15 protein-coding genes and 1 pseudogene are annotated in these 19040 nt (G+C 61.0%); 6 read left to right on the top strand and 10 right to left on the bottom strand.

Annotation, left to right across the window (positions count from 1 at the left end; all coding sequences use genetic code 11):
* Positions 1-24: 24 nt before the first annotated feature.
* From J0J06_RS02665 to J0J06_RS02655, 3 genes are all read left to right on the top strand, one after another.
* Positions 25-684, top strand: coding sequence for a helix-turn-helix domain-containing protein (locus tag J0J06_RS02665; protein WP_294039803.1), 660 nt, complete (start codon positions 25-27; stop codon positions 682-684).
* Positions 685-904: 220 nt separating this feature from the next.
* Positions 905-2518, top strand: coding sequence for a SulP family inorganic anion transporter (locus J0J06_RS02660; RefSeq protein ID WP_294039802.1), 1614 nt, complete (start codon positions 905-907; stop codon positions 2516-2518).
* A 36-nt stretch (positions 2519-2554) separates the two neighbouring features.
* Positions 2555-3151 (top strand): ParB-like protein, encoded by a 597-nt coding sequence (locus tag J0J06_RS02655; RefSeq protein WP_294039801.1) that lies wholly within the window; start codon positions 2555-2557, stop codon positions 3149-3151.
* 140 nt (positions 3152-3291) lie between these two features.
* On the opposite strand, the pseudogene J0J06_RS02650 reads toward J0J06_RS02655, so the two are convergent.
* The 7 genes and pseudogenes from J0J06_RS02650 to J0J06_RS02620 all read right to left on the bottom strand — a co-directional run.
* Positions 3292-3468: pseudogene (locus tag J0J06_RS02650) on the bottom strand (efflux RND transporter permease subunit); the annotation flags it as partial.
* Between the two features lie 43 nt (positions 3469-3511).
* Entirely contained in the window at positions 3512-4216 is a 705-nt protein-coding gene (locus tag J0J06_RS02645; RefSeq protein WP_294039800.1) for an FCD domain-containing protein, read from the bottom strand.
* Between the two features lie 122 nt (positions 4217-4338).
* Entirely contained in the window at positions 4339-6693 is a 2355-nt protein-coding gene (locus tag J0J06_RS02640) for a TonB-dependent receptor (RefSeq protein WP_294040813.1), read from the bottom strand.
* Positions 6694-6865: 172 nt separating this feature from the next.
* Complete coding sequence (locus J0J06_RS02635) at positions 6866-8191, bottom strand: MFS transporter (RefSeq protein ID WP_294039799.1); 1326 nt, start codon at positions 8189-8191, stop codon at positions 6866-6868.
* Entirely contained in the window at positions 8188-9804 is a 1617-nt protein-coding gene (locus J0J06_RS02630) for an FAD-dependent monooxygenase (protein WP_294039798.1), read from the bottom strand. Before J0J06_RS02630 ends, J0J06_RS02635 begins: the two co-directional genes overlap by 4 nt.
* Positions 9801-10733: a VOC family protein gene (locus tag J0J06_RS02625; RefSeq protein WP_294039797.1), complete on the bottom strand. Its 933-nt coding sequence runs from the start codon at positions 10731-10733 to the stop codon at positions 9801-9803. Before J0J06_RS02625 ends, J0J06_RS02630 begins: the two co-directional genes overlap by 4 nt.
* A 21-nt stretch (positions 10734-10754) precedes the next feature.
* On the bottom strand, positions 10755-11621 hold the full coding sequence (locus J0J06_RS02620) for a fumarylacetoacetate hydrolase family protein (RefSeq protein ID WP_294039796.1): 867 nt from the start codon (positions 11619-11621) through the stop codon (positions 10755-10757).
* A gap of 374 nt (positions 11622-11995) precedes the next feature.
* On the opposite strand from J0J06_RS02620, the gene J0J06_RS02615 reads away from it, so the two are divergent.
* The 3 genes from J0J06_RS02615 to J0J06_RS02605 are packed head-to-tail and all read left to right on the top strand — an operon-like array spanning position 11996 to position 15548.
* Positions 11996-13432 carry an amidohydrolase family protein gene (locus tag J0J06_RS02615; RefSeq protein WP_294039795.1) on the top strand — a complete coding sequence of 479 codons (1437 nt, stop codon included), beginning with the start codon at positions 11996-11998 and terminating at the stop codon, positions 13430-13432.
* 55 nt (positions 13433-13487) lie between these two features.
* On the top strand, positions 13488-14519 hold the full coding sequence (locus tag J0J06_RS02610) for an alpha/beta hydrolase (RefSeq protein ID WP_294039794.1): 1032 nt from the start codon (positions 13488-13490) through the stop codon (positions 14517-14519).
* A 54-nt stretch (positions 14520-14573) separates the two neighbouring features.
* Entirely contained in the window at positions 14574-15548 is a 975-nt protein-coding gene (locus J0J06_RS02605; protein ID WP_294039793.1) for an MBL fold metallo-hydrolase, read from the top strand.
* Positions 15549-15826: 278 nt separating this feature from the next.
* Here the strand turns inward: J0J06_RS02605 and J0J06_RS02600 are convergent, their stop codons facing one another.
* Genes J0J06_RS02600 through J0J06_RS02590 form a run of 3 tightly spaced genes read right to left on the bottom strand, consistent with a single transcriptional unit; the run spans position 15827 to position 18976 of the window.
* Complete coding sequence (locus J0J06_RS02600; RefSeq protein ID WP_294039792.1) at positions 15827-16786, bottom strand: MBL fold metallo-hydrolase; 960 nt, start codon at positions 16784-16786, stop codon at positions 15827-15829.
* A gap of 10 nt (positions 16787-16796) precedes the next feature.
* On the bottom strand, positions 16797-18122 hold the full coding sequence (locus J0J06_RS02595) for an MFS transporter (protein WP_294039791.1): 1326 nt from the start codon (positions 18120-18122) through the stop codon (positions 16797-16799).
* Positions 18119-18976: a VOC family protein gene (locus J0J06_RS02590; RefSeq protein ID WP_294039790.1), complete on the bottom strand. Its 858-nt coding sequence runs from the start codon at positions 18974-18976 to the stop codon at positions 18119-18121. Before J0J06_RS02590 ends, J0J06_RS02595 begins: the two co-directional genes overlap by 4 nt.
* Positions 18977-19040: the final 64 nt, after the last annotated feature.

Here is a 19040-nt window from a genome sequence, read left to right as displayed (position 1 = left end):
CTCCGGCAGTTCTGCCCGTTGGCAATGGCATCCGACATCTTGTGTTCGCGCTGGACCATGATGCTGTTGAGCGAATTACTCAATGGCACGACTCGCTTCAACGACCTGCGACGTGGCTTACCGCGGATGTCGCCCGCGCTGCTTTCGAAGCGGCTCAAAGATTTGGAATCTGCGGGCGTGGTCAAACGCTCGCGGTCGAGCGAAGGCCCCGACCTCTACGAATACTCGCTTACCGAAGCAGGCCGCGCCACTGAACCGATCGTCGATGCCATGGGCAATTGGGGTCACCGCTGGGTGACGACGCAAGCGACGATGGCGCATCTCGATGTCAAACTCTTGATGTGGAATATGCGCCGCAAGATCAACCCGGACCCGATGCCACGGCGTCGCAGCACCATTCAGATCATCTACCGCGATTTGCCTATAGAAAGCCGCAACTGGTGGCTGATCGCTGAACCCGGCAAGGACGTCGACCTGTGTTCGGTCGACCCCGGATTCGACGTGGATCTTTACATCACGACCGACCTGCGCACGATGACCGAAGTGTGGATGGGCTACGAGCCCGTAACGAGCGCAATTGAGGACGGCTCGCTAGTGCTGGTCGGCGACCGGGAACTCGAAGCCACGTTCCAAACCTGGCTGGGCGCCAGCCGGTATGCGAGCATGGAGAAATGCGTAGCCTAACCGCGGACCCAAGGTGAGCTCAGCGCCGCCGGGGCTTTTGCCTCTGATTCGCAGAGGAGGTCGAGGCCGGGTTGTTTTCCATCAACAAAGCGCCGGAGGCGGACAGATGCTGCATCCGGGATCGCCGCCATCCGGCTCAGCGGCGGCTGTTGGAGCACCTTTCCGTCACCGCCAATCTCACACTTGCCAACCGCCTGGATTGCGCGGCTAATCGGTGTCGATGCGGACAAATGATCTGGTCGCGGGATTGTGCGTTGCGGGCCTCATGCTACCCGAGGCGGTGGCTTATGCGGGTATCGCCGGTTTGGCGCCCCAGCATGCAATCTTCGCGGGCATCGCCGGTTGCATAGCGTATGCGATGATCGGGCGCAGCCGGTTCGCAATCGTCTCCGCCACATCGTCATCGGCAGCGATATTGGCGGCGACGCTGGCGGTGGTGCCGCTGCCCGGCGAAGGGCGCGCTGCGCTTGGTGCGGTGGTTGTCGGCATGGCGGGGCTTTTGTTCCTCGCGGCGTCTGCGGCACGCCTCGGTGGACTAACCGGTTTCATTTCGCGGCCAGTTCTACGCGGCTTCGCTTTGGGCATCGCCGTCACGATCGTCCTCCATCAGCTACCGATCATTACCGGCGTCAGCATCAAGTCTTCGGACATCGTCGCCTATTGCGCGGCCTTGGTGCGGTCAGCGCCGGCCTGGAAGGGCGTGAGTATAGCGACGGGAGGGACAGCGCTGGTTGCGCTCCTCCTGCTTCGACGATTTCCGGCAATCCCAGGCGCCTTTATCGTGCTGGTCGCGGGGATCGCGGCTTCCGCCTGGTTCGGTCTTGAGGGGCACGGTGTAGCGGTGGTCGGCCGCATCGACACCGCGCTGGCGATGCCCACCTTACCCAATCTCGAATGGGGCGATTATTCGCGGCTCGCGCAGTTTACGGTACCGCTCGTCCTAATATTGTTCGCGGAATCCTGGGGCACCATTCGGACACTCGCGCTCCGACATGACGATGCGATCGACGCCAATCGCGAACTCGCTGCGCTCGGTCTCTCCAACATCGCGAGCGCGTTGGTTCAGGGCATGCCGGTCGGGGCCGGGTTTTCGGCTGGATCGGCGAATGAGGCGGCTGGCTCGACCAGCCGGATGACAGGCGTGATCGCAGCGATCGGCCTGGTGATGATAGTGCTGTTCGCGATGCCGCTGGTCGCGCTTCTGCCGGAACCGGTGCTGTCCGCGGTGGTGATTGCCGCGCTAATTCACTCACTCAACCCTGCGCCGATCGTTCGATTATGGCGCTTGGATCGTGATCAGTTCGTCGCGCTCGGGGCCGCCCTTGGCGTGCTCGCGCTGGGCGTGCTCGACGGCATGTTGCTCGCGATCGCACTGTCCCTCGCGGCGCTCATCCGCCGGCTGGCGACGCCGCAGATCGCCCGACTCGGTCGACTGGGTGACAGCCATGATTATGTCGACGTGGCGCGCCATGCCGAAGCTATCACGCCGACGCATATCGGTATTTGGCGGCCCACCGCGCCTTTGTTCTTCGCCAACGCCGAACGCATGCTCGGGCTTGTCGCGTCCAGCACGCGCGGCGATTCATCAATCCGCGCCGTCGTCCTCAGTCTCGAGGAGAGTTACGATCTCGATAGCACCGCGCTCGACGCGCTGGTCGAGTTCGATCACTCGATGACCCATGCCGGAATTCGCCTCCAGCTGGCGCGCTTGCACGACGCCGCCCGCGACCTCATTGCTGCGGCCGGCGAAACCGATCTCGGCCAGCGTAGCAGCTATAGCGTCGATGATGCTGTTTTAACCGTGAGTGCAGCAATGTCAGAATCGGAAGGATGACCGGTGAGAGAAGATTTCGCGCCGACCCTCCATCCCGTGGCGATTGCCGCGCTCCGCCCGACTCAGATGACCGTGGGCTTGCGCGAGGTGGAGCGAAAACGCGCCGATTGGCGCCAACGCGCCGAGCGTGACGGCCCGGATTTCCTGGGTAGGCACATGATTCCTGTGATCGTCGGTCCAAAGGGCGTGCCCTACGTCATCGATCACCATCACTTGGTCCGCGCGTTGCACGACGAAGGGGTGAGCCACGTCCTGGTCAGTGTGATTGCCGACCTCCACTACCTCAAGAAAAGCGCATTCTGGACGTTCATGGAGAACCGCAACTGGCTGCATCCGTTCGACGCGGAGGGCGTGCGTCAAGGCCACGAAAAATTGCCAAAGTCGGTGAGCGCGATGAAAGACGATCCCTATCGCTCGCTTGCTGGGGAACTGCGACGATCGGGCGGTTACGCCAAGGATATCACGCCCTATTCGGAGTTTCTGTGGGCCGATTTCCTGCGCCGGCGGATCGGGCTTAAATTGCTCGAGCGTGATTTCGAGCGGGCGGTAGTTAAGGCGGCGGCCATGGCCGTCGAGCAGGATGCTTCCTACCTTCCCGGTTGGTGTGGCCGCTCGGACGATACAAATCGCTGAACCTGAATTCGGCTGGCACAAGCTGAAAATCCGCTTTCTACCTAGATTGCGCCTTGAACCGGGGCCTGGACGAGCGACACCTTTCAGGACCGAACGGGCGCCACCGAACGGCCGAAATTGGGGCGCAAAGCAGCGTGGGGTCATCTTACCCGCTTGGCGAGTTGCGCATAGAGCGTCGGCAAGACGAACAGCGTGAGTAAGGTGGCCGAGATCAGTCCCCCGATCACAACGGTTGCGAGCGGCTTCTGAACTTCGGCGCCCGAACCATGGCCAAGCGCCATTGGCAGGAAACCGAGGCTCGCAACCAGCGCGGTCATAGCTATCACCTGCCCTGTTGGTTTGACAGAACGGTCGCGACTCCTAAGCCGCTATGCGATTGCGAACGGCGTTGACGATCAATTCGGTGGTGGTCCGCAGGTGATCGACCGTGGCCGCGACGAGGCGGTCAGCATCGCGCGCCAGTGCGTAACGCACAATCTCGCTATGCTCGTTGCCGACGTCGCGATCGGTTTCGGTCCGAACCGAAAGCCCGCGATATCGCTCTGACTGTTCGTATAGCTGCGAGTGAAGCTGGAGCAGACGTCGGCTACCGCAAGCCGCGACCAGTGCGAGGTGAAATGCGGCGTGACTGACGACCCAATCCGGATTGAGACGCGGTTCGGGCTCATCAATGGTGATAGATTGCGCGCGCAGCCGATGCTCAGCGGCCACAATGCCGGCTTCCCACTCTACCGTGCCCCGTTCGACCGACCGCCTGAGAGCGATCGATTCAATATCGCACCTAAGTTCCGTCAAGTCTTCCAGATCGGAAATCGACAATGGCGCGACAGCAAATCCGCGCTGGTCTCGCGAAACAACGAGTTGCTCAGGCACCAGACGCGACAAAGCCTCGCGCACGGCACCAGGACTTACTTCGAGCTCCTCTGCCAAATCCTGGATCTTGAGCTTCTTCTCGGGAACATGGCGACCGCTTAGAATATCGCGACGTATGGCTTCGTACGCCCAACTCGTTTGGCTGCGCGAGCCCCCGTTTTCATCGTCGCGAGAATCCATCATCGTCAGCATCGTAGTTATTCGCCGCCCCGCACTATTTTTCGGGTATTCGCATGAACGCCCTTCCCCCGCCAAGGCAATTTTCGCAGAGCCTTGGTGAGGTCCGCGGGTGGCGGGGAAGCCGGTGCGGCAAATCAGAACTTCATCGACACTCGCCCCCCAAACGTCCGGGGTGCCGCGAGTTGTGCCGTCGCCGCCGTCAGCGAAGGATGCTCGGGGATGAATAGAATTGTTCGTTTGTTTTCAATGTTGCGAACATAGGCTGATACTGACCAGCGGTTATCCGACGGGCCGAAGGACAGCAGTGCATTGCTGCGCCAAACCCCGCCAACAAGTTCGTCGGCCGTAAAGTAGTAAAACGCGTAATGGCTGGAGCGGTATTGCGTATCCGCCGAAAAGACGAATTTGTAGCGATCACTGACATTAAACGTCTGTTGAAGGCCGAAATTGATTGTCCATTTCGGCGCATTGAACGCGGGGTATCCCGAACAATCGACGTTGTAGAATGCCGGATTACTGGAGACCGCGACCGGGCACCCGGTGAATGGCCGACCAGCCGACACGGGTGTCTGGTAAAGAAAGGAATCGTATTTCGCGTTCAGATACTGGACGTCGGCATTGAGTATCGTGTTTTTCGTCGCCGCTACCGTCAGTTCCGCCTCGAAACCCTTGTTGGTCGACCGACCGATATTCTCAGTGATATTTGCCGGCCGATTATTGGCGTCGAGTGCGATGTGCGACAACTGCTGATCACGATACTTCCAGATGAAGCCTTCGAGATTGAGCTGCACGCGATTGTTGAAGAAGCGGTTCTTCAGGCCAAAGGTATAGGCAGTGATATACTCTGGCAGAAACGGTCCGCGGCCGGCGGCGAAATTGAAGCCGCCCGACCGATAGCCTGTTTCCACGCTTGCGTAGAGCAGCGAGCGTGGGCCGACATCGAACTCGATCGCGCCGCGATACGTGGTCTGGTTCTGCGCGATGGCTGCGTTATTGACGCTATCAACCCGCGTGATGACCGCGCCCGACGTCCCTAGCGGGACCGCCCCCCCTGCCGGCGGAACGATCGGCTGCTCCGCAAGCGATTTGGTCCAGCGGATGAGTGGCGCGTTGGGGCAGCTGGCGACGCCGGCGACGCGAACTTGGCACACGATGGCAAGCGAAGTGCCCTTGCCGACGAAGGTTTTGTCATCGTCAGTGTAGCGGATGCCGCCCGTCAGGCGGAACCAGTCCGTGACATTGGCCGTGAGACGGGCATAGGCTGCCTTTGACCGGGTTGCATAGCGCTGGTCGGTAAAGCTGATCGCGGATTCGAGGCTGAGCGCTCCGATCGATCGGACTTTCTCGTTGTAATAATAGAGACCGGCGGAGAAATCGAAGATCGAAAACCGCTTCGCCGCAAAGCGGAGTTCGACGCTCTCCTGATCGTCCTTTTCGTTCGAGTTGCCGATGAAGCCCGGCCGGACGATGCTGTCGATGTGCGCGTACCGCCATGCCGGGATGATGGTGAAAGTGCCGATGCCGGTGCGCAACGCAATGTTGAGGTTTGCGCCGAAGTAGCTGTTGTTGAGATATTGATCCTGCAACAGCGGATTTGCCTTTGCGCCGATCGCGGCGAATACAAGCGTCTGTCGATAGGCTTGTGACGCTGGGGTTCCCAGCCCTTCGGCTTCTGGCAGTCCGGATGGCGTGATGACGAAATTGGTGCCGTTGAAGACAGCTTTGTCGATATAGACCATACCCTCGCCAGTCCCACCGACATGCGCATAGTCAAAGGTTGCGCGCACAGTGAGATCGGACGTCAGTTCGCCTTTGAGCTGGACGCGGAACGCCTTGGTATCATCATTGGAGGTGCCGTCCTTCAGATACCCATCGCGCTTTGAATAATTGCCCGACACGCGCAACGCGCCGTTCGGCCCAAGAGGCACGTTGATCGCGGCTTCGGCGGTCAGCGCATTGTAGTTGCCATAGCCGACGGTGGCGTAACCGCTCAGTTCGCCCAACTTCGGCTGCGTGGGAATGACGTTGATCGCACCCGCCGTCGCGTTCCGACCATATAGCGTTCCCTGAGGGCCCTTCAGCACCTCGAGACGGTCGAGATCGTAGAAGACGCCATTGCTGGACGTTGGCCGGCCAACATAGACGTCGTCGAAATTGAAGGCGGTCGATGGATCGCTGTTCGACGTCAACGTGAAGTTGCCGACACCGCGAATAAAGATCAGGTTGCCAGAGCTAGTCGGCTGTATCGAAAGCGCCGGGACGAGTTCCTGGAGACGACCAGGGGCCGTGATGCCCGCATTACTGATCGTGTCGCCACCTATGACCGCCACCGCAACGGGCGCCTTCTGGAGGTTTTCGGTTTTGCGTTGAGCGGTGATGATGATGTCACCGAGTTGGGCTGAGTTCGGGGGTTGCGACGATTGCCCGTCGTTGGGCGTGACCGGAGCGTCCCCATCCGACTTGGTTTGCCCGTAGGCCGGCGCTCCCATCATCAGTGCGCCAAAAGCTGTCGCGATTAGCAGATTGCTCCGCATCGTTATTCCCCTCCCCTTGCGATCGGGTAACCCGTCGCCGTTTTCGGATAACGATACGTGTAAAATAAAAATATTTTTTTACAATATGACTTTTTTATCTGGCTGAATATTCTCGCGATGCCTGTGGCTATCGCAAACGATGTTGGGCCGGTCGAAACCGCCCCCAACCGAAGTAGAGAATGGCGCCGGCAGCGATCGCAAACCCGCCGAAGATGCTCGAGACGACTGCGCGATCGAACCCGGCCGCGAACAACCATCCTGCCGCTGCGGGTGCTATAGCGCTACTCACCCGCCCCGCCCCGCTGACAAAACCGCTGCCTGCGGCGCGCGCTTCGTCCTTAAACGTGGTCGCCGCCGTCGCAAATGAACCGCACGACGCGCCGAACAAAAAAAATCCGCAGGCAGCGGCCATTGCCATCAGCATGGGTAAATGGGGCGGTGTTACCCCGAATAGGCTGGTAGCTAGCCCCAGCCCAACCATGCCGCCGCTGGTTAGCCAGCGCAGGCCGCCGCGCTGAGCGCGCCAGCCGAGCACCAGACCTCCGGCAACGCCTGCCATGCTGGCAACCGCTGAGGCGAGGCTTGCTGTCGAGGAAGCAAATCCCATTTCGGCGATCATCTGCGGTAGCCAGCTGAGCACGAAATAGACCGGGAACGTGAAGAGCATCGTGATGCAAACGAGCCAAACTGTGGCCGCCGCCTGTTCTCGGGTGAAGAGCGCCGAATAGCCACGCTTTGCGACCGCGCTTTCTTCCGGCCAGGCGTCTAGCGGCGGTTGGTCGCAGCGTACAAGCACGGCGTTGAGCTGCTCAAGACTGCCCTTTCTCGATACCAGGTACGCAATTGATTCGGGCAACAGCAGCAAGACCGCCGGGATCATGATGAGGGCGCCGATCGCACCCGCGGCGAAAACTGCCTGCCATCCATAATGCCGCAGCAGCACCGCAGCGAGCAGACCGCCAACGACGCCGCCGACGGGGTAGCCGAGCGCCATCACGGAGATGGTCAGGGGTCGACGCCGCGCATTCGCAAATTCCGTGGCGATAGGATTGATAACGGCGACGCATGATCCGATGCCGACCCCGGTTACCACTCGCCAAGCTATCAGTTGTTCAAGCGACCCCGCGCCGGCACTGAGGGCCATGCCGGCCGCCATCAGCCCGAGCGCGACCAACACCATCACCTTGCGGCCGGCAAGATCCGCGATCGGCGCCAGGATGAATGCCCCCGCAGCCATCCCGGCGAGGCCCGCTGACAGTAACACGCCAAGCGCCCCCTTCTCAACATGCCACGCCTTGATGATTGCCGGGGCGACGAACGTCACGGACAGCACGTCGAAGCCGTCCAACGCCGACAGCAAGAACGCGATGGCCACGGCCAGCGACTGCGTCGTGCTCATCGGCGCAGCGTCGAGCCGCGCTCGGACAAGGTCAGGTGCAGCTGGAACCGTCATGCCGCAGCGACAGGCTCGCGGCGCGCAACTGCCATACCCAACGCGCTCGTCCACTGATCACCGCGCCACGCCACATGCTGATCCGGCCTCACTAGGGTCAACGAAACACCGTAGAGGTCGCGAGCGGGGACATTTCCGGGTCGCACGATCGTCAGGGGGACCCCCAGCATTCGGGCGTCATCGACCGCCTTGGCGACCTCGGTCTCATCGGCATTGCGTGCCACGACGAGCGAAAACCCCTGGCCGAAAGCGTCATAAAGCGATCGACCATCCTCGAGCCAGGCATGGGGCGCAAGATAGCCCGGTCGAGCGGTTGGCGTGTACACTTCGTTGACATGTTCAGGCGGTGGCCCGGGCTCGGCCGAAACGATCGGCGATCCCTCATAGCCCAGCCCCAGAACCGTCCCCAGCGTATTGAACTCGCGACCCTTGGCCGACTGTATGACCATCCCCACGGCCCTGCGGATTTGTTCGCCTTCCGGTCCGTCGTCCTCGAGTTGCGGCGGAGGCATCGTACCGGCGATGGCGTAGTTCGCCATCGCCTCGTCGATGACCGCACGGTGGATCGGACGCCGCTCGGCCTCATAGGTGTCGATCAGTCTAGGGCCGCCCCACCCTTGCAACGTCGCGGCAATCTTCCATCCCAGATCGACGCCATCGCCGATTCCCATGTTCATGCCGTAACCACCAAATGGTGGATGGAGATGGCATGCATCGCCGGCCAGGATGATGCGGCGATCGGCATATTTGTCGGCGATCAGTTCGCTTGCCGCCCATGAATCTGCGCTCAGGACCTCGAATGGCATGTCGATGCCGGTGCGCTCGACGATGAGTGCGACGGCCTCCTCATCGGATAGCTTTTCGCCCGGCTTTGCACCGCCCGGCATAAAGAACCATTTATCGTCCCGGTCCATCGGACCGACCGCACTGAGGCCCTGCCTGCCCAACTGCCAATAGATCGCTGCGGGGCCGTGAGCATGCGCTTCGCTCAGGCCGGGGGCGCGAAAGATGATGTTGTAGCTGTGCGACAGGCCGTGCTGGCCTTCCAGCGTCGCGCCAATGAGATCGCGTATCTTGCTTCGGGCGCCGTCTGCGCCGATCAGATACCGTGCGCGAACTGTCAATTCGCCACCGTCCTTATCGGTCAGTTTGGCGGTGACGCCAGTGTCGTCCTGGCTTGCCGTTTCGAAGTCGGTATCGAAGCGGAGATCAACGCAGCGCAGCGACCGAACCTTTTCGATCAGGACCTTCTCAAGGGAATATTGCGGAATCCACTGTGCATGCTCGGGATAGAGCTGCGAACGTTCCGGCGAAGCATTGAACGCATTGGCAAAGCGCGCCAGTTCGAAGCCGGAAAGGCGCGTCACGAACACCATATTGTTCGGGTAATCGACGCCGAAGGGCGACTCTTCGGCAAGCCTGTCCGCCAGCCCCCAACGCCGAAGGTGGGTCCGCGTCCGAACATTCGTGGTCTTCGCCCGCGGCGCAGTCCCTCCCCTGTCATTGCGCTCCGCCACCAGCACACGCACGCCGCGTGACCCCAATTCTATGGCAGAGGCCAGACCGGCCGGGCCGGCGCCCACGACCAGGACGTCAACATCGACTTCGCTCACGCGTTCGTACCCTCGACTTCATAATTGTGGACGAAATCACCGGGCACCGCTGGGCCCCAGTTCGCGAGGCTGTCTTCCATTCCGTAATTCGTCGGCGACCACAGCGCGTAATCGTCGATATGGTCCATGTCGGAATAATATTCGAACCAGGATCCCCAAGGGTCCTGGATGTAGTGGAAGAAGTTCGAGCCGATCGTGTGCCGGCCCACGCCCCAATCGCCCCGCCCGGTCTTGTCGAGCAACGCGCGTCCCGCGCGACCGACCTCGTCGGGATCGACCACCTGAAAACTGGCATGGTGGAAGCCGATCCCCGGCGACTTCGCGAAGGCGAGGACGTGGTGGTCGCTGTTTCGGCGTGCGCAGGTGAAGGCGATCACATCCTGCGCTTGATCGGCGAGACCCATGCCTAGCGCTTCGGTGACAAAACGCACGCTCGCCATCACATCAGGCGAAAACAGGAGAACGTGGCCTAATCTTAGCGGCCTGACCCGCGCATAGTGCGTCGCGGGCAGCATGGCCGAGCGGCGAATGCGCGTGATGCGCCCCGGGCCGTTGATTTCGAACGGCGGCGTCGCCGCCAAGTCGGGATCGGCCGGATGCTCTATCAGATGAAACAGGGTGCCATTTGGATCGGTCACCCACAGCCCATTGTCCGCGAACCCTGTTGGCGCCGGAACGACCTGCCCTCCGGCATCTTCCGTTCGACTCGCAATCTCGTCGAGGCCGTCAGCGCGAAGCGCGACATGATGGAGCTGCTTTTTCGCCATCCCCCCGCGCAAGATGATCGAGCTTCGGTCCTGACCGACGCATCGCAAGTGCGCGATACCGTCCTCGATCACCGCTTCGAGACCGGCATCGGTGTAGAATTTTACGCCCTCGTCTAGCGACGGTACGTCCAGCGTAACGGACAATATTCCATGTACGGCCATAACCGTCTCCGACGTCAGCCGTTATTTTGCCGCCGGAGCGGCGACCCTATTCTCGATCGCGCCGATGCCCTCGATCTCACAGCGCACCACGTCGCCGACCTTCAGGAACTGAGGCGGATTCATCGCCGCGCCCACACCGTCAGGCGTTCCAGTGGCAAGCAAATCGCCCGGTTCGAGGGTGAAGGCCGTCGAGAGATAGGCGATCTGATCCCAGACGTTGTGGATCAGTTCACCGGTGTTTCCGGCCTGTCGCAAGTCACCGTTCACGAAACAGCGAAGATCGAGTCCGTGGGGATCGGCAATCTCGTCGGCCGTTACGATCCAGGGTCCGATCGGCCCGTGCGTGTCGAACGACTTGCCCACGGTGAACGTCGGCGAATGCCGTTGCCAGTCGCGTGCCGATACGTCGTTACAAACGGTGTAGCCGAAAACGTGGTTTTTCGCGTTAGCTGCGTCGACGCTCTTGGCCGGTTTTCCGATAATGACGCACAGTTCGACCTCGTAATCGAGCGCCTGGGACACGCCGGGATCGGTATCCTCGAACGGGCCAGCGATGCACGTGGTCTGTTTGTTGAACCAATATTGGTTTGTCGGGGCTGCGATCCCGAGCTTCTCCGCCTCCGCGACATGCTTTTTGTAATTCATGCCGATCGCAAGGAATTTGCCGGGTCGTTCAAGGGGCGCCAACAGTCTGACGTCTGCCAGCGGCACCGTATCGGCGGCCTGATCGACGACAGCCGCGATCTTCGCCAACGCCGCGTCGCCCGCCGCAATGACGGCAAGCATTGTCGGATAATCCCCGCGTAGCGCATCGAGCGGGACAATTACGTCGTTCGCCATAACTCCCAGACGCGGCCCAGCCGCATCGTCGAATCGCAACAGCTTCATGAAATCCCTCTCCGGCAGTCGATTCGGCCGCCAATCCCGCAAATCACCATTACGGGCATCCTGCATTCATAGTTTTTTTTAAGCAATATATTTATTACTGGCGTGCGCTGAACGGCTGGGGCAAAGCGCACTCGTCGAACAAAGGATTGAGAGGATGCCCAACTCTTTTGCTTGGCGCCAACCGGCAAGTGGCCGCGACCCGAGGGGTTGCGGGAGCGGCACATTGGCCGTTCGCCGAGCCTTATCGGGGTCCAGCAGCAGACAGTGAGGATTGAGGAGGCAACATGCGTAGGAAATGGCTGATTGCGCTAGGCATCGCGCTCGTCGCGGGCACGGGCGCCTATGCCTGGGTCGACTACGAACCATGGCATCCGGTGACGACGATCCAGCCGTCCGGCAAGCTCATCCTGTCCGGCGTCACGGTCGTCGATGTCCGCGACGGCAAGCTCTCGCCGAACATGGACGTTTTGACCGACAAGGGGAAAGTCGTCTCGATTGTGCCGATGGGCACGTTGCCGCAAGCGACGGGCGCGCAAATAGTGAAGGCGCAGGGGAAGTTTCTCGTCCCCGGGTATAACGACTTTCACGCGCACCCGCTCGGTCCGTTCGACGTCTCAGGCACGATGGCCCTCATGCTTGCCAATGGCATCACGGGCTTTCGGCAGATGTCGGGCTCGCCCCGGATGCTCGAGGAGCGCGCGCAGGGCCGCAAGCCAACAGGGCGATATGCGCCAGAAGCGCTGCTTATGCCCGGGACGATCCTAACGCCGTTCAATGCCGGCTCTCCTGACGAGGTACGCAAGGAAGTCGACGCCCAAAAAAGGCAAGGCGCCGACTTCATCAAGGTCGGGCTTGCTGCGCCCGACATCTTTTTCGCGGCCGAAGAAGAGGCGCGAAAAGTCGGTCTTCCGTTCGTCGGCCATCTTCAGCCCGGCGTCGATGCCGCGGAAGCCGCGCGACGCGGAATGCGCGCGATCGAACATTTGGGGCCTGGCGATACGGAAATGATCTCGTGCTCGACTGATGAGGCAGCGCTGCGGGAAGCGGTCGCCAAACAGCCGGTCATGAAAGCTCCTCCCACAAAACTTCCGCTCATGGAAAAACTCGCCGCCGACCTGATCCAGAAGCGGATCATCAACCCGTCAGCGGACGCCGATGAGGCTGGCGCAGCGCGTTACGATCGCATTTTGGCGACATTCGACGATACCAAATGTCGCGCGCTGGCCGCCACGTTCGTCAAATACGAAACGTGGCAGATCCCAACCCTGATCCGCCTCCGAACGATCGAACTCAGCGGTGCCCCCGAATACGCTGACGACGCCAATTATAAGTACATGCCGCCTGAAACCATCGCCTTGTGGCGTGAGACAGCGGCGAAGTTCGCCAAGAACCATGATGCGCCGAAACGGGCCGCTCTCGCCAAAGTGTACGAACTGCAGCTTCGCATGACGAAACTCTACGACGATGCCGGCGTGAAGATGCTCGCGGGGAGCGACGTGAGTGGTCAATGGGAAGTGCCGGGCTTCTCGCTGCATCAGGAGTTCGACGAGCTCGCAAAGGCTGGTATCACCCCACTGAAAATTCTCCAGATGACGACGATCAATGGGGGCGACTTCATGGGCTGGCCGATGTTTGGGCGCATCGCTACCGGCGCCAGCGCGGACCTGGTTCTTCTCGACGCCAACCCGATCGATAGCGTGCAAAACCTGCATCGGATCGCGGGCGTGGTGCGAGCCGGCTATTATTACTCGCGCGCCGATCTCGACGGCATCCTGCACAAGGTCGAAGCGGGCAAGGGATATTTCCACTGAGCCTGGCCGACAGTCGCGCAACGATGCGGCCCAATCTTTATGGACAGACACGGATATGACCAGTTCACCTGAAAATGGGCGCCGGGACTTCATTAAATCCGCAGCGACGGCTCCAATCGCGATTGCAGCTTCAGGAGCCATAGCGTCCGAAAAGCCCCCCTCGCCGGCCAATCGCAACGTGTATGTTCCGCATGACTATCCGGAACGCCTGGCAGATCTCGGCGAAATTCAAATGAATTACGCAGAGGCGGGTTCGCCGGAAAAGCCCGCCCTGCTCCTCGTGCCCGAACAAACCGGGTCCTGGTGGACATACGAGAAGGCGATGAAACTCCTGGCAGAGGACTTTCACGTCTTCGCGGTCGACCTGCGCGGTCAAGGGAGAAGCAGCTGGACTCCCAAGAGATACAGCTTCGACAATTTCGGCAACGATCTGGTCCGGTTCATTGCATTGGTCATCAGGAAGCCGGTCATCTGCGCCGGCAATTCCTCAGGAGGCGTTCTGTCCGCCTGGCTGTCGGCCTATGCGATGCCGGGTCAAATCCGCGGGGCAGTCTATGAAGACCCTCCGCTGTTCGCCTCCGAGCTGACACCAAAGTTCGGTCATTCGATCCGGCAGGCCGCCGGTCCCGCATTTGAAATGTACCGGGATTATCTTGGCGACCAGTGGAAGATAAACGACTGGGCGGGCTTCCTCGCCGCTGCGAAGTCTTCCACCAGCCCGCTGTTACGAATGGCGGGTTCCTCTCCTGAACCGCGGCAAAATCTCAAGGAATACGATCCGGAATGGGCGCGTGCTTTTTGGGAAGGAACCGTGGGCCTCAACTGCCCACATGACCGGATGTTGAGCTCGGTAAAGGTCCCCGTACTGATCACCCATCACCAACGCGCGATCGACCCGGCGACAGGAAATCTGATCGGCGCCTTGTCCGATCTCCAGGCTCAAAAGGCTTGTGAGCTGATCCGCGCCGCCGGCGTAAAGGTCGATTATCAATCCCATCCCGATGCGCTGCACATGATGCACCTGTTTCAGCCGGAGCGCTACGCGGAGATCGTCAAAACCTGGTCGAAAACGCTTCCGCCGGTTTGACCATCCCAACAGCCCCGCACAGCGCGACAGTTAATCGATACGCAGGAGAGTTGAATGCGATTTGCCACTATCATTGTGCCCGCCCTCGCCTTGGCCGCGCTCGGAACAGTATCGGCTGTCGGGTCGAGCAAGCCGGCAAGCGCTCCGTCTGTGATGAAATGGACGACCCTCGGGACAAATTCAGGCCCGATACCCAATGCCGAGCGCGCCGAGCCCGCCAATTTGCTGAAAACTGGTACGCAGAATATCCTGGTGGACAGCGGCGATGGCGCCGCTTGGCAAGCCGCAAAGGCCGGGGTCAGCCTGCGTCAAATCAACACGATCTTTATCAGCCACCTGCATTTCGATCACACCGGCGGACTCTTTGCCGTGTTGAGCCAGCGTTATCAGATGATCGAACCCAGCCCGCTCACGATCTATGGACCTCCAGGCACCAAGGGTCTGGTGGAATCGATGGTCAATGGCATGCTCACTTCGGCCTTAGGCGCAAACAACATGCGCGGGTTCGTGCGCGGTAAGCCGGGCGACAATATCAAGGTCATCGAGATGAGCGATGGTCAGAAGCTGTCGATCGGCGACGTGAGGGTAACCGCGGTGAGGAATACGCACTATATTGCGACACCCGGAGGCGACGATCCGAGCGCGCTGTCCTTCGCGTTTCGATTTGATGGTCCCGGCCGCTCGATTGTCTACACCGGCGATACCGGACCCAGTCCGGCCGTCGAAGCACTCGCCAAAAATGCTGATTTGCTCGTATGCGAGATCATGGATCCGGAGATCGCCTTCGCAAAGGTGAAGGCAGCGGCCCCGGCTATGCCCTCGTTCATCGCTGACTCGGTCCTTGCCCATTTCCGCAAGGAGCATGTGTCCCCCACCGAAGCCGGCCTGATGGCGTCTCGCGCTGGCGTTAAAGCGTTGGTGCTGACCCACAATGCGCTACCGGACAATGCGATCGCCAAAGCGAAGGCGCAGATCATCGCCAACTTCAAGGGTCCGGTTACGTTCGCAAAGGACCTGCAAACCTTCTAGCGGTAGTGAGAAGGGAAAGAACACACGCTATCGGCGCTCGGTCCCGACCTCAAACGATGACGGGCGCCGCTCCACGGCGCCCGATCATCTCGCGAAAGCCAGCGACGGCCTCGACTGCCTTTCAGGCAATTCCTCCAAGATATGGCTATGGGCTTTCGAATAGCCCGCAGCCCCAAGCCGTCGGAAGTACAATCGAGACGACCACCCAGCACACCCCGCGCTTGCTGCCTTCAGTCAGCACTTAGCCGACCGGATGATTGGGATGCTCGCCGCATCTATCAGAACGAGTTCAGATCTTCGGCAAACTGGATTGGCCCTTTGAAGTTGGCTTGGATCTGCGTGCGTGCGCGATCGATGATTTCCGGCGGCAGCGCGTTGTGAGTCAGGACGAGCATCTTCACATTGGCCCGCGACGCCAGAAGGCCCACTTCGGTCGGCGACAGATGCTCCTTGTAAAAGTGTTCGCTGATCATTTTCCAAACAGCTTCCGGACGATCGGGCGTTTGCTTCCGGCGGCGCGCAATCGCTTCGTCGGGGTCCATGATCTCGCTGACCAGCAGGTCCGCATTCTTGGCTAGCTTCTCGACAGCAGCGCTGGGTCCTGTGTCACCGGTGTACACGATGGATCGCCCAGGGGTGTCGAACCGGAAAGACAGTGTAGCACGCTTCGTCGCCTCGCTACCTGGCGTGGCTGAAAAATGAGAATTTGACGCCGCGGTCACGCGGATCTGACCTAAAGCAAACGATGCACCGTCATCAAGCTCGACGACTTTGATATTATCGCCGGGCGCCCCAGGCATGCGCGCGCGCATATTCATCGCACCCTCGACCGATGCGGTCAGTGCCGTCACGAGCCCGGCGACTACCGCCTTCGTTCCGCGCGGCCCGTAAATCGTGATGGGCGTCGAGTTCAGCGTTTGAAAGCGCTGGCCCAGAACGGCGAACAGGCCACCGGTATGGTCGAAGTGCAAGTGACTGATGAAAATCGTGTTGATCTTGCCCAGTTCGACACCGCTTTTGCCCAATTGCCAGGCAGCGCCATCACCCGCATCGATCAGAATGGTCTGACCGTCCGCGCGCAGAAGGTTGGCCGGTTCGCCGCGCCGCGGATTCGGGATCGGACCGGAATTCGTGCCGAGCGTCGTAAACGAGGCCGATGGCAGCGTCTGGGCACTGACGCCAGCTAAAGCAAGAGACCCGCAAAATGCTGCCAGCACAGCTTTCGTCGACTTCTTCATCACAATTCTCCTAAGAGCCCTCCGTCGAGGACATGGTTGGGCGTAGCGCCGCAAAGAGCATCAGTGCGGCCAGGACGGCGGCAATGCCGAACGAGGCAGACACGGTGCCGCGGCCGAGGCCAGCCGCGAACAGCCAACCGGCGGCGAGAGGCGCAATCGCGCTGCTGATCCGGCCGACGCCGATGACAAAGCCCACGCCGGATGCCCGCTCTTCGGCGGCAAACGACGCAGCGAGCAACGCGGCGAAGGCGGCAGCGCTGGCAAAGAGGAAGAAACCGCACAGGGCTGCGGCGAGGACGAGTGCCGGGAAAAATGGCGGCACATGGCCAAAGGCCAACGTGGCAAAGCCGAGACCCGCAACGACAAAACTCGTCGATCGGACAATACCCGCGCGTTGCGCGACAAAGCCAAGGAGCAGACCGCCAGCGATCCCGGCGAGGTTAGAGACGGCAGCGACCAGACTGGCCGTTGCCGGATTGAACCCCGCATCGCCGACCATCTGGGGCAGCCAACTCAGCACGTAATAGGCCACGGCCGCGTTCACCCCGTTTACCCCCGCCAGCAAAAACGTTCGCTTGGCCTCCGCCCCTGAGAAGAGCGCCGCATACCCCCTCGCGCGAGCCTCGGGCCGTGGCGGAAAAGCACGAAGCGTCGGGTGCCCACACCGACTGAGAAGCGCATTGGCGCGGTCGAGGTCATCGGGAGCCTGACGCGTCGCCAGAAACGAAATAGATTCCGGCAGGATCAGCAAAACGACCACAAAAAGGATCGCGGCAAAACCGAACCCCGCCAGAAAAATTGCTTGCCAGCCGAAACTCTTGAGCAGGAGCGTGGAGAGGAGCCCTCCGAAAAGCCCGCCAGCCGGATATCCCATAGCCATCGCGGCGAGCGCGAGCGGACGCCAGCGCGCATTGGAGAATTCTGCCGCGAGCGGATTGATCACAGCCACGCAGGTACCGATCCCCAGCCCTGTGACCACCCGCCAGGCGGAGAGCATCGCGAGAGATTGGGCGCTGGCCGACAACAACGTGCCAAGACCCATGAGGGTCAGACTCACCAAAACCATCCTTCGTCGGCCGAAGACATCTGCCAGTGGTGCCAGGAAGAACGATCCGAGCGCCATGCCAGCGAGTCCGGCCGACAATACAGCGCCCAGCGCGGCCTTGCCGATCCCCCAGCCCAAAGTAATCGCGGGCGCCGCAAAGGTGACCGACAGGACGTCATAACCGTCCAGCGCCGACAACATGATCGTCAGAGCGATGACGCCCCGTTGCAAGCGGTGCATCGGCGCGCGATCGAACAAGCCTTGGGGCGCGTCGGACTCAATGCTGGTCATGCGGCGTGGGGGGCCTGATGCCCCCATTGCACAGATGTAAGTTCAACCAGCGAGGCGGTCCGCGATCCATCGGCCGCGACGAGCAGGTCGCCGTCGGTCCAATGCTCCAGCGCATGCCCCCATGGATCGCGCCAATAGTCGAAGATTTGCGACCCAAGCAGGTGCCGCCCTATCCCCCAGTGCGGTTTCCAGCCCGCGCCGGACAGCCACTCATGGCCCGCGAACAAGTCGTCGGCATCGACGATCTCGAAAGCGGCGTGATTGAATCCGACGCCCCGGATGCCCTGGATCAGGAACAGGCTATGGTGGTCGGTCGGCTCGTCACCCCGGTCGCAGCGCAGGAACGCGCCGATCGACTTTCCGTCCGGCAAGACGATTTCGTCAGAAGTGATGAAGCCGAACCGCTCCTTGTACCATTGCTCGGAGCGCCGGAAGTCCGACACACCAAGCACGCAATGGCCCATCCGGACCACCTGCGAGGGGCGATTGCCGACCCGCTTTACAGCGCGGATGCGCGACTTGGCTATCGCGTCGTTCCATCCCACATCGCGACTTGGCTCACGGCGTTCGACTTGGGCCTGGCCAGCCACGATCTCGATCAGATACCCATCGGGATCAGTCTGTTCGACGACCCAACCCCCGCCCGGACGCGACGATGGCGTGACCTCGCATTCATAGCGATTTGCGAATTCGCGCAACTCCTCGAGGGACGGCGCCATCAGGCCGAGCGCTCGAAACGCCGGCTCTCCCAAATCGGTTACATGCAGATAGGCGCTCGACGTCAGGCCGCGACCATAGAGCGACCCCGCATCGCGAAACGGCGCCATCCCGAAGTCGGATATGAACCGTTCCATGAGGTCGAGATCTGGCGCAGTGAAGCGTACGTGGGCGACGTCGATTATTCGCACAGCCCTCTCC

This window comes from Sphingomonas sp. (assembly GCF_017304615.1).
GTDB lineage: Bacteria > Pseudomonadota > Alphaproteobacteria > Sphingomonadales > Sphingomonadaceae > Sphingomonas.
Note: the sequence above shows the minus strand (reverse complement) of the source record. Positions and strands in the feature narration are given on the sequence as shown.

Excerpts from the sequence above, each read along its gene's own strand:
- J0J06_RS02605 (WP_294039793.1), top strand. The coding sequence starts at position 14,574 with ATGCGATTTGCCACTATCATTGTGCCCGCCCTCGCCTTGGCCGCGCTC.
- J0J06_RS02660 (WP_294039802.1), top strand. The coding sequence starts at position 905 with ATGCGGACAAATGATCTGGTCGCGGGATTGTGCGTTGCGGGCCTCATG.
- J0J06_RS02595 (WP_294039791.1), bottom strand. The coding sequence starts at position 18,122 with ATGACCAGCATTGAGTCCGACGCGCCCCAAGGCTTGTTCGATCGCGCG.
- J0J06_RS02625 (WP_294039797.1), bottom strand. The coding sequence starts at position 10,733 with ATGGCCGTACATGGAATATTGTCCGTTACGCTGGACGTACCGTCGCTA.
- J0J06_RS02640 (WP_294040813.1), bottom strand. The coding sequence starts at position 6,693 with ATGGGAGCGCCGGCCTACGGGCAAACCAAGTCGGATGGGGACGCTCCG.
- J0J06_RS02665 (WP_294039803.1), top strand. The coding sequence starts at position 25 with ATGGCATCCGACATCTTGTGTTCGCGCTGGACCATGATGCTGTTGAGC.
- J0J06_RS02620 (WP_294039796.1), bottom strand. The coding sequence starts at position 11,621 with ATGAAGCTGTTGCGATTCGACGATGCGGCTGGGCCGCGTCTGGGAGTT.
- J0J06_RS02635 (WP_294039799.1), bottom strand. The coding sequence starts at position 8,191 with ATGACGGTTCCAGCTGCACCTGACCTTGTCCGAGCGCGGCTCGACGCT.
- J0J06_RS02590 (WP_294039790.1), bottom strand. The coding sequence starts at position 18,976 with ATGGAACGGTTCATATCCGACTTCGGGATGGCGCCGTTTCGCGATGCG.
- J0J06_RS02600 (WP_294039792.1), bottom strand. The coding sequence starts at position 16,786 with ATGAAGAAGTCGACGAAAGCTGTGCTGGCAGCATTTTGCGGGTCTCTT.
- J0J06_RS02645 (WP_294039800.1), bottom strand. The coding sequence starts at position 4,216 with ATGCTGACGATGATGGATTCTCGCGACGATGAAAACGGGGGCTCGCGC.
- J0J06_RS02610 (WP_294039794.1), top strand. The coding sequence starts at position 13,488 with ATGACCAGTTCACCTGAAAATGGGCGCCGGGACTTCATTAAATCCGCA.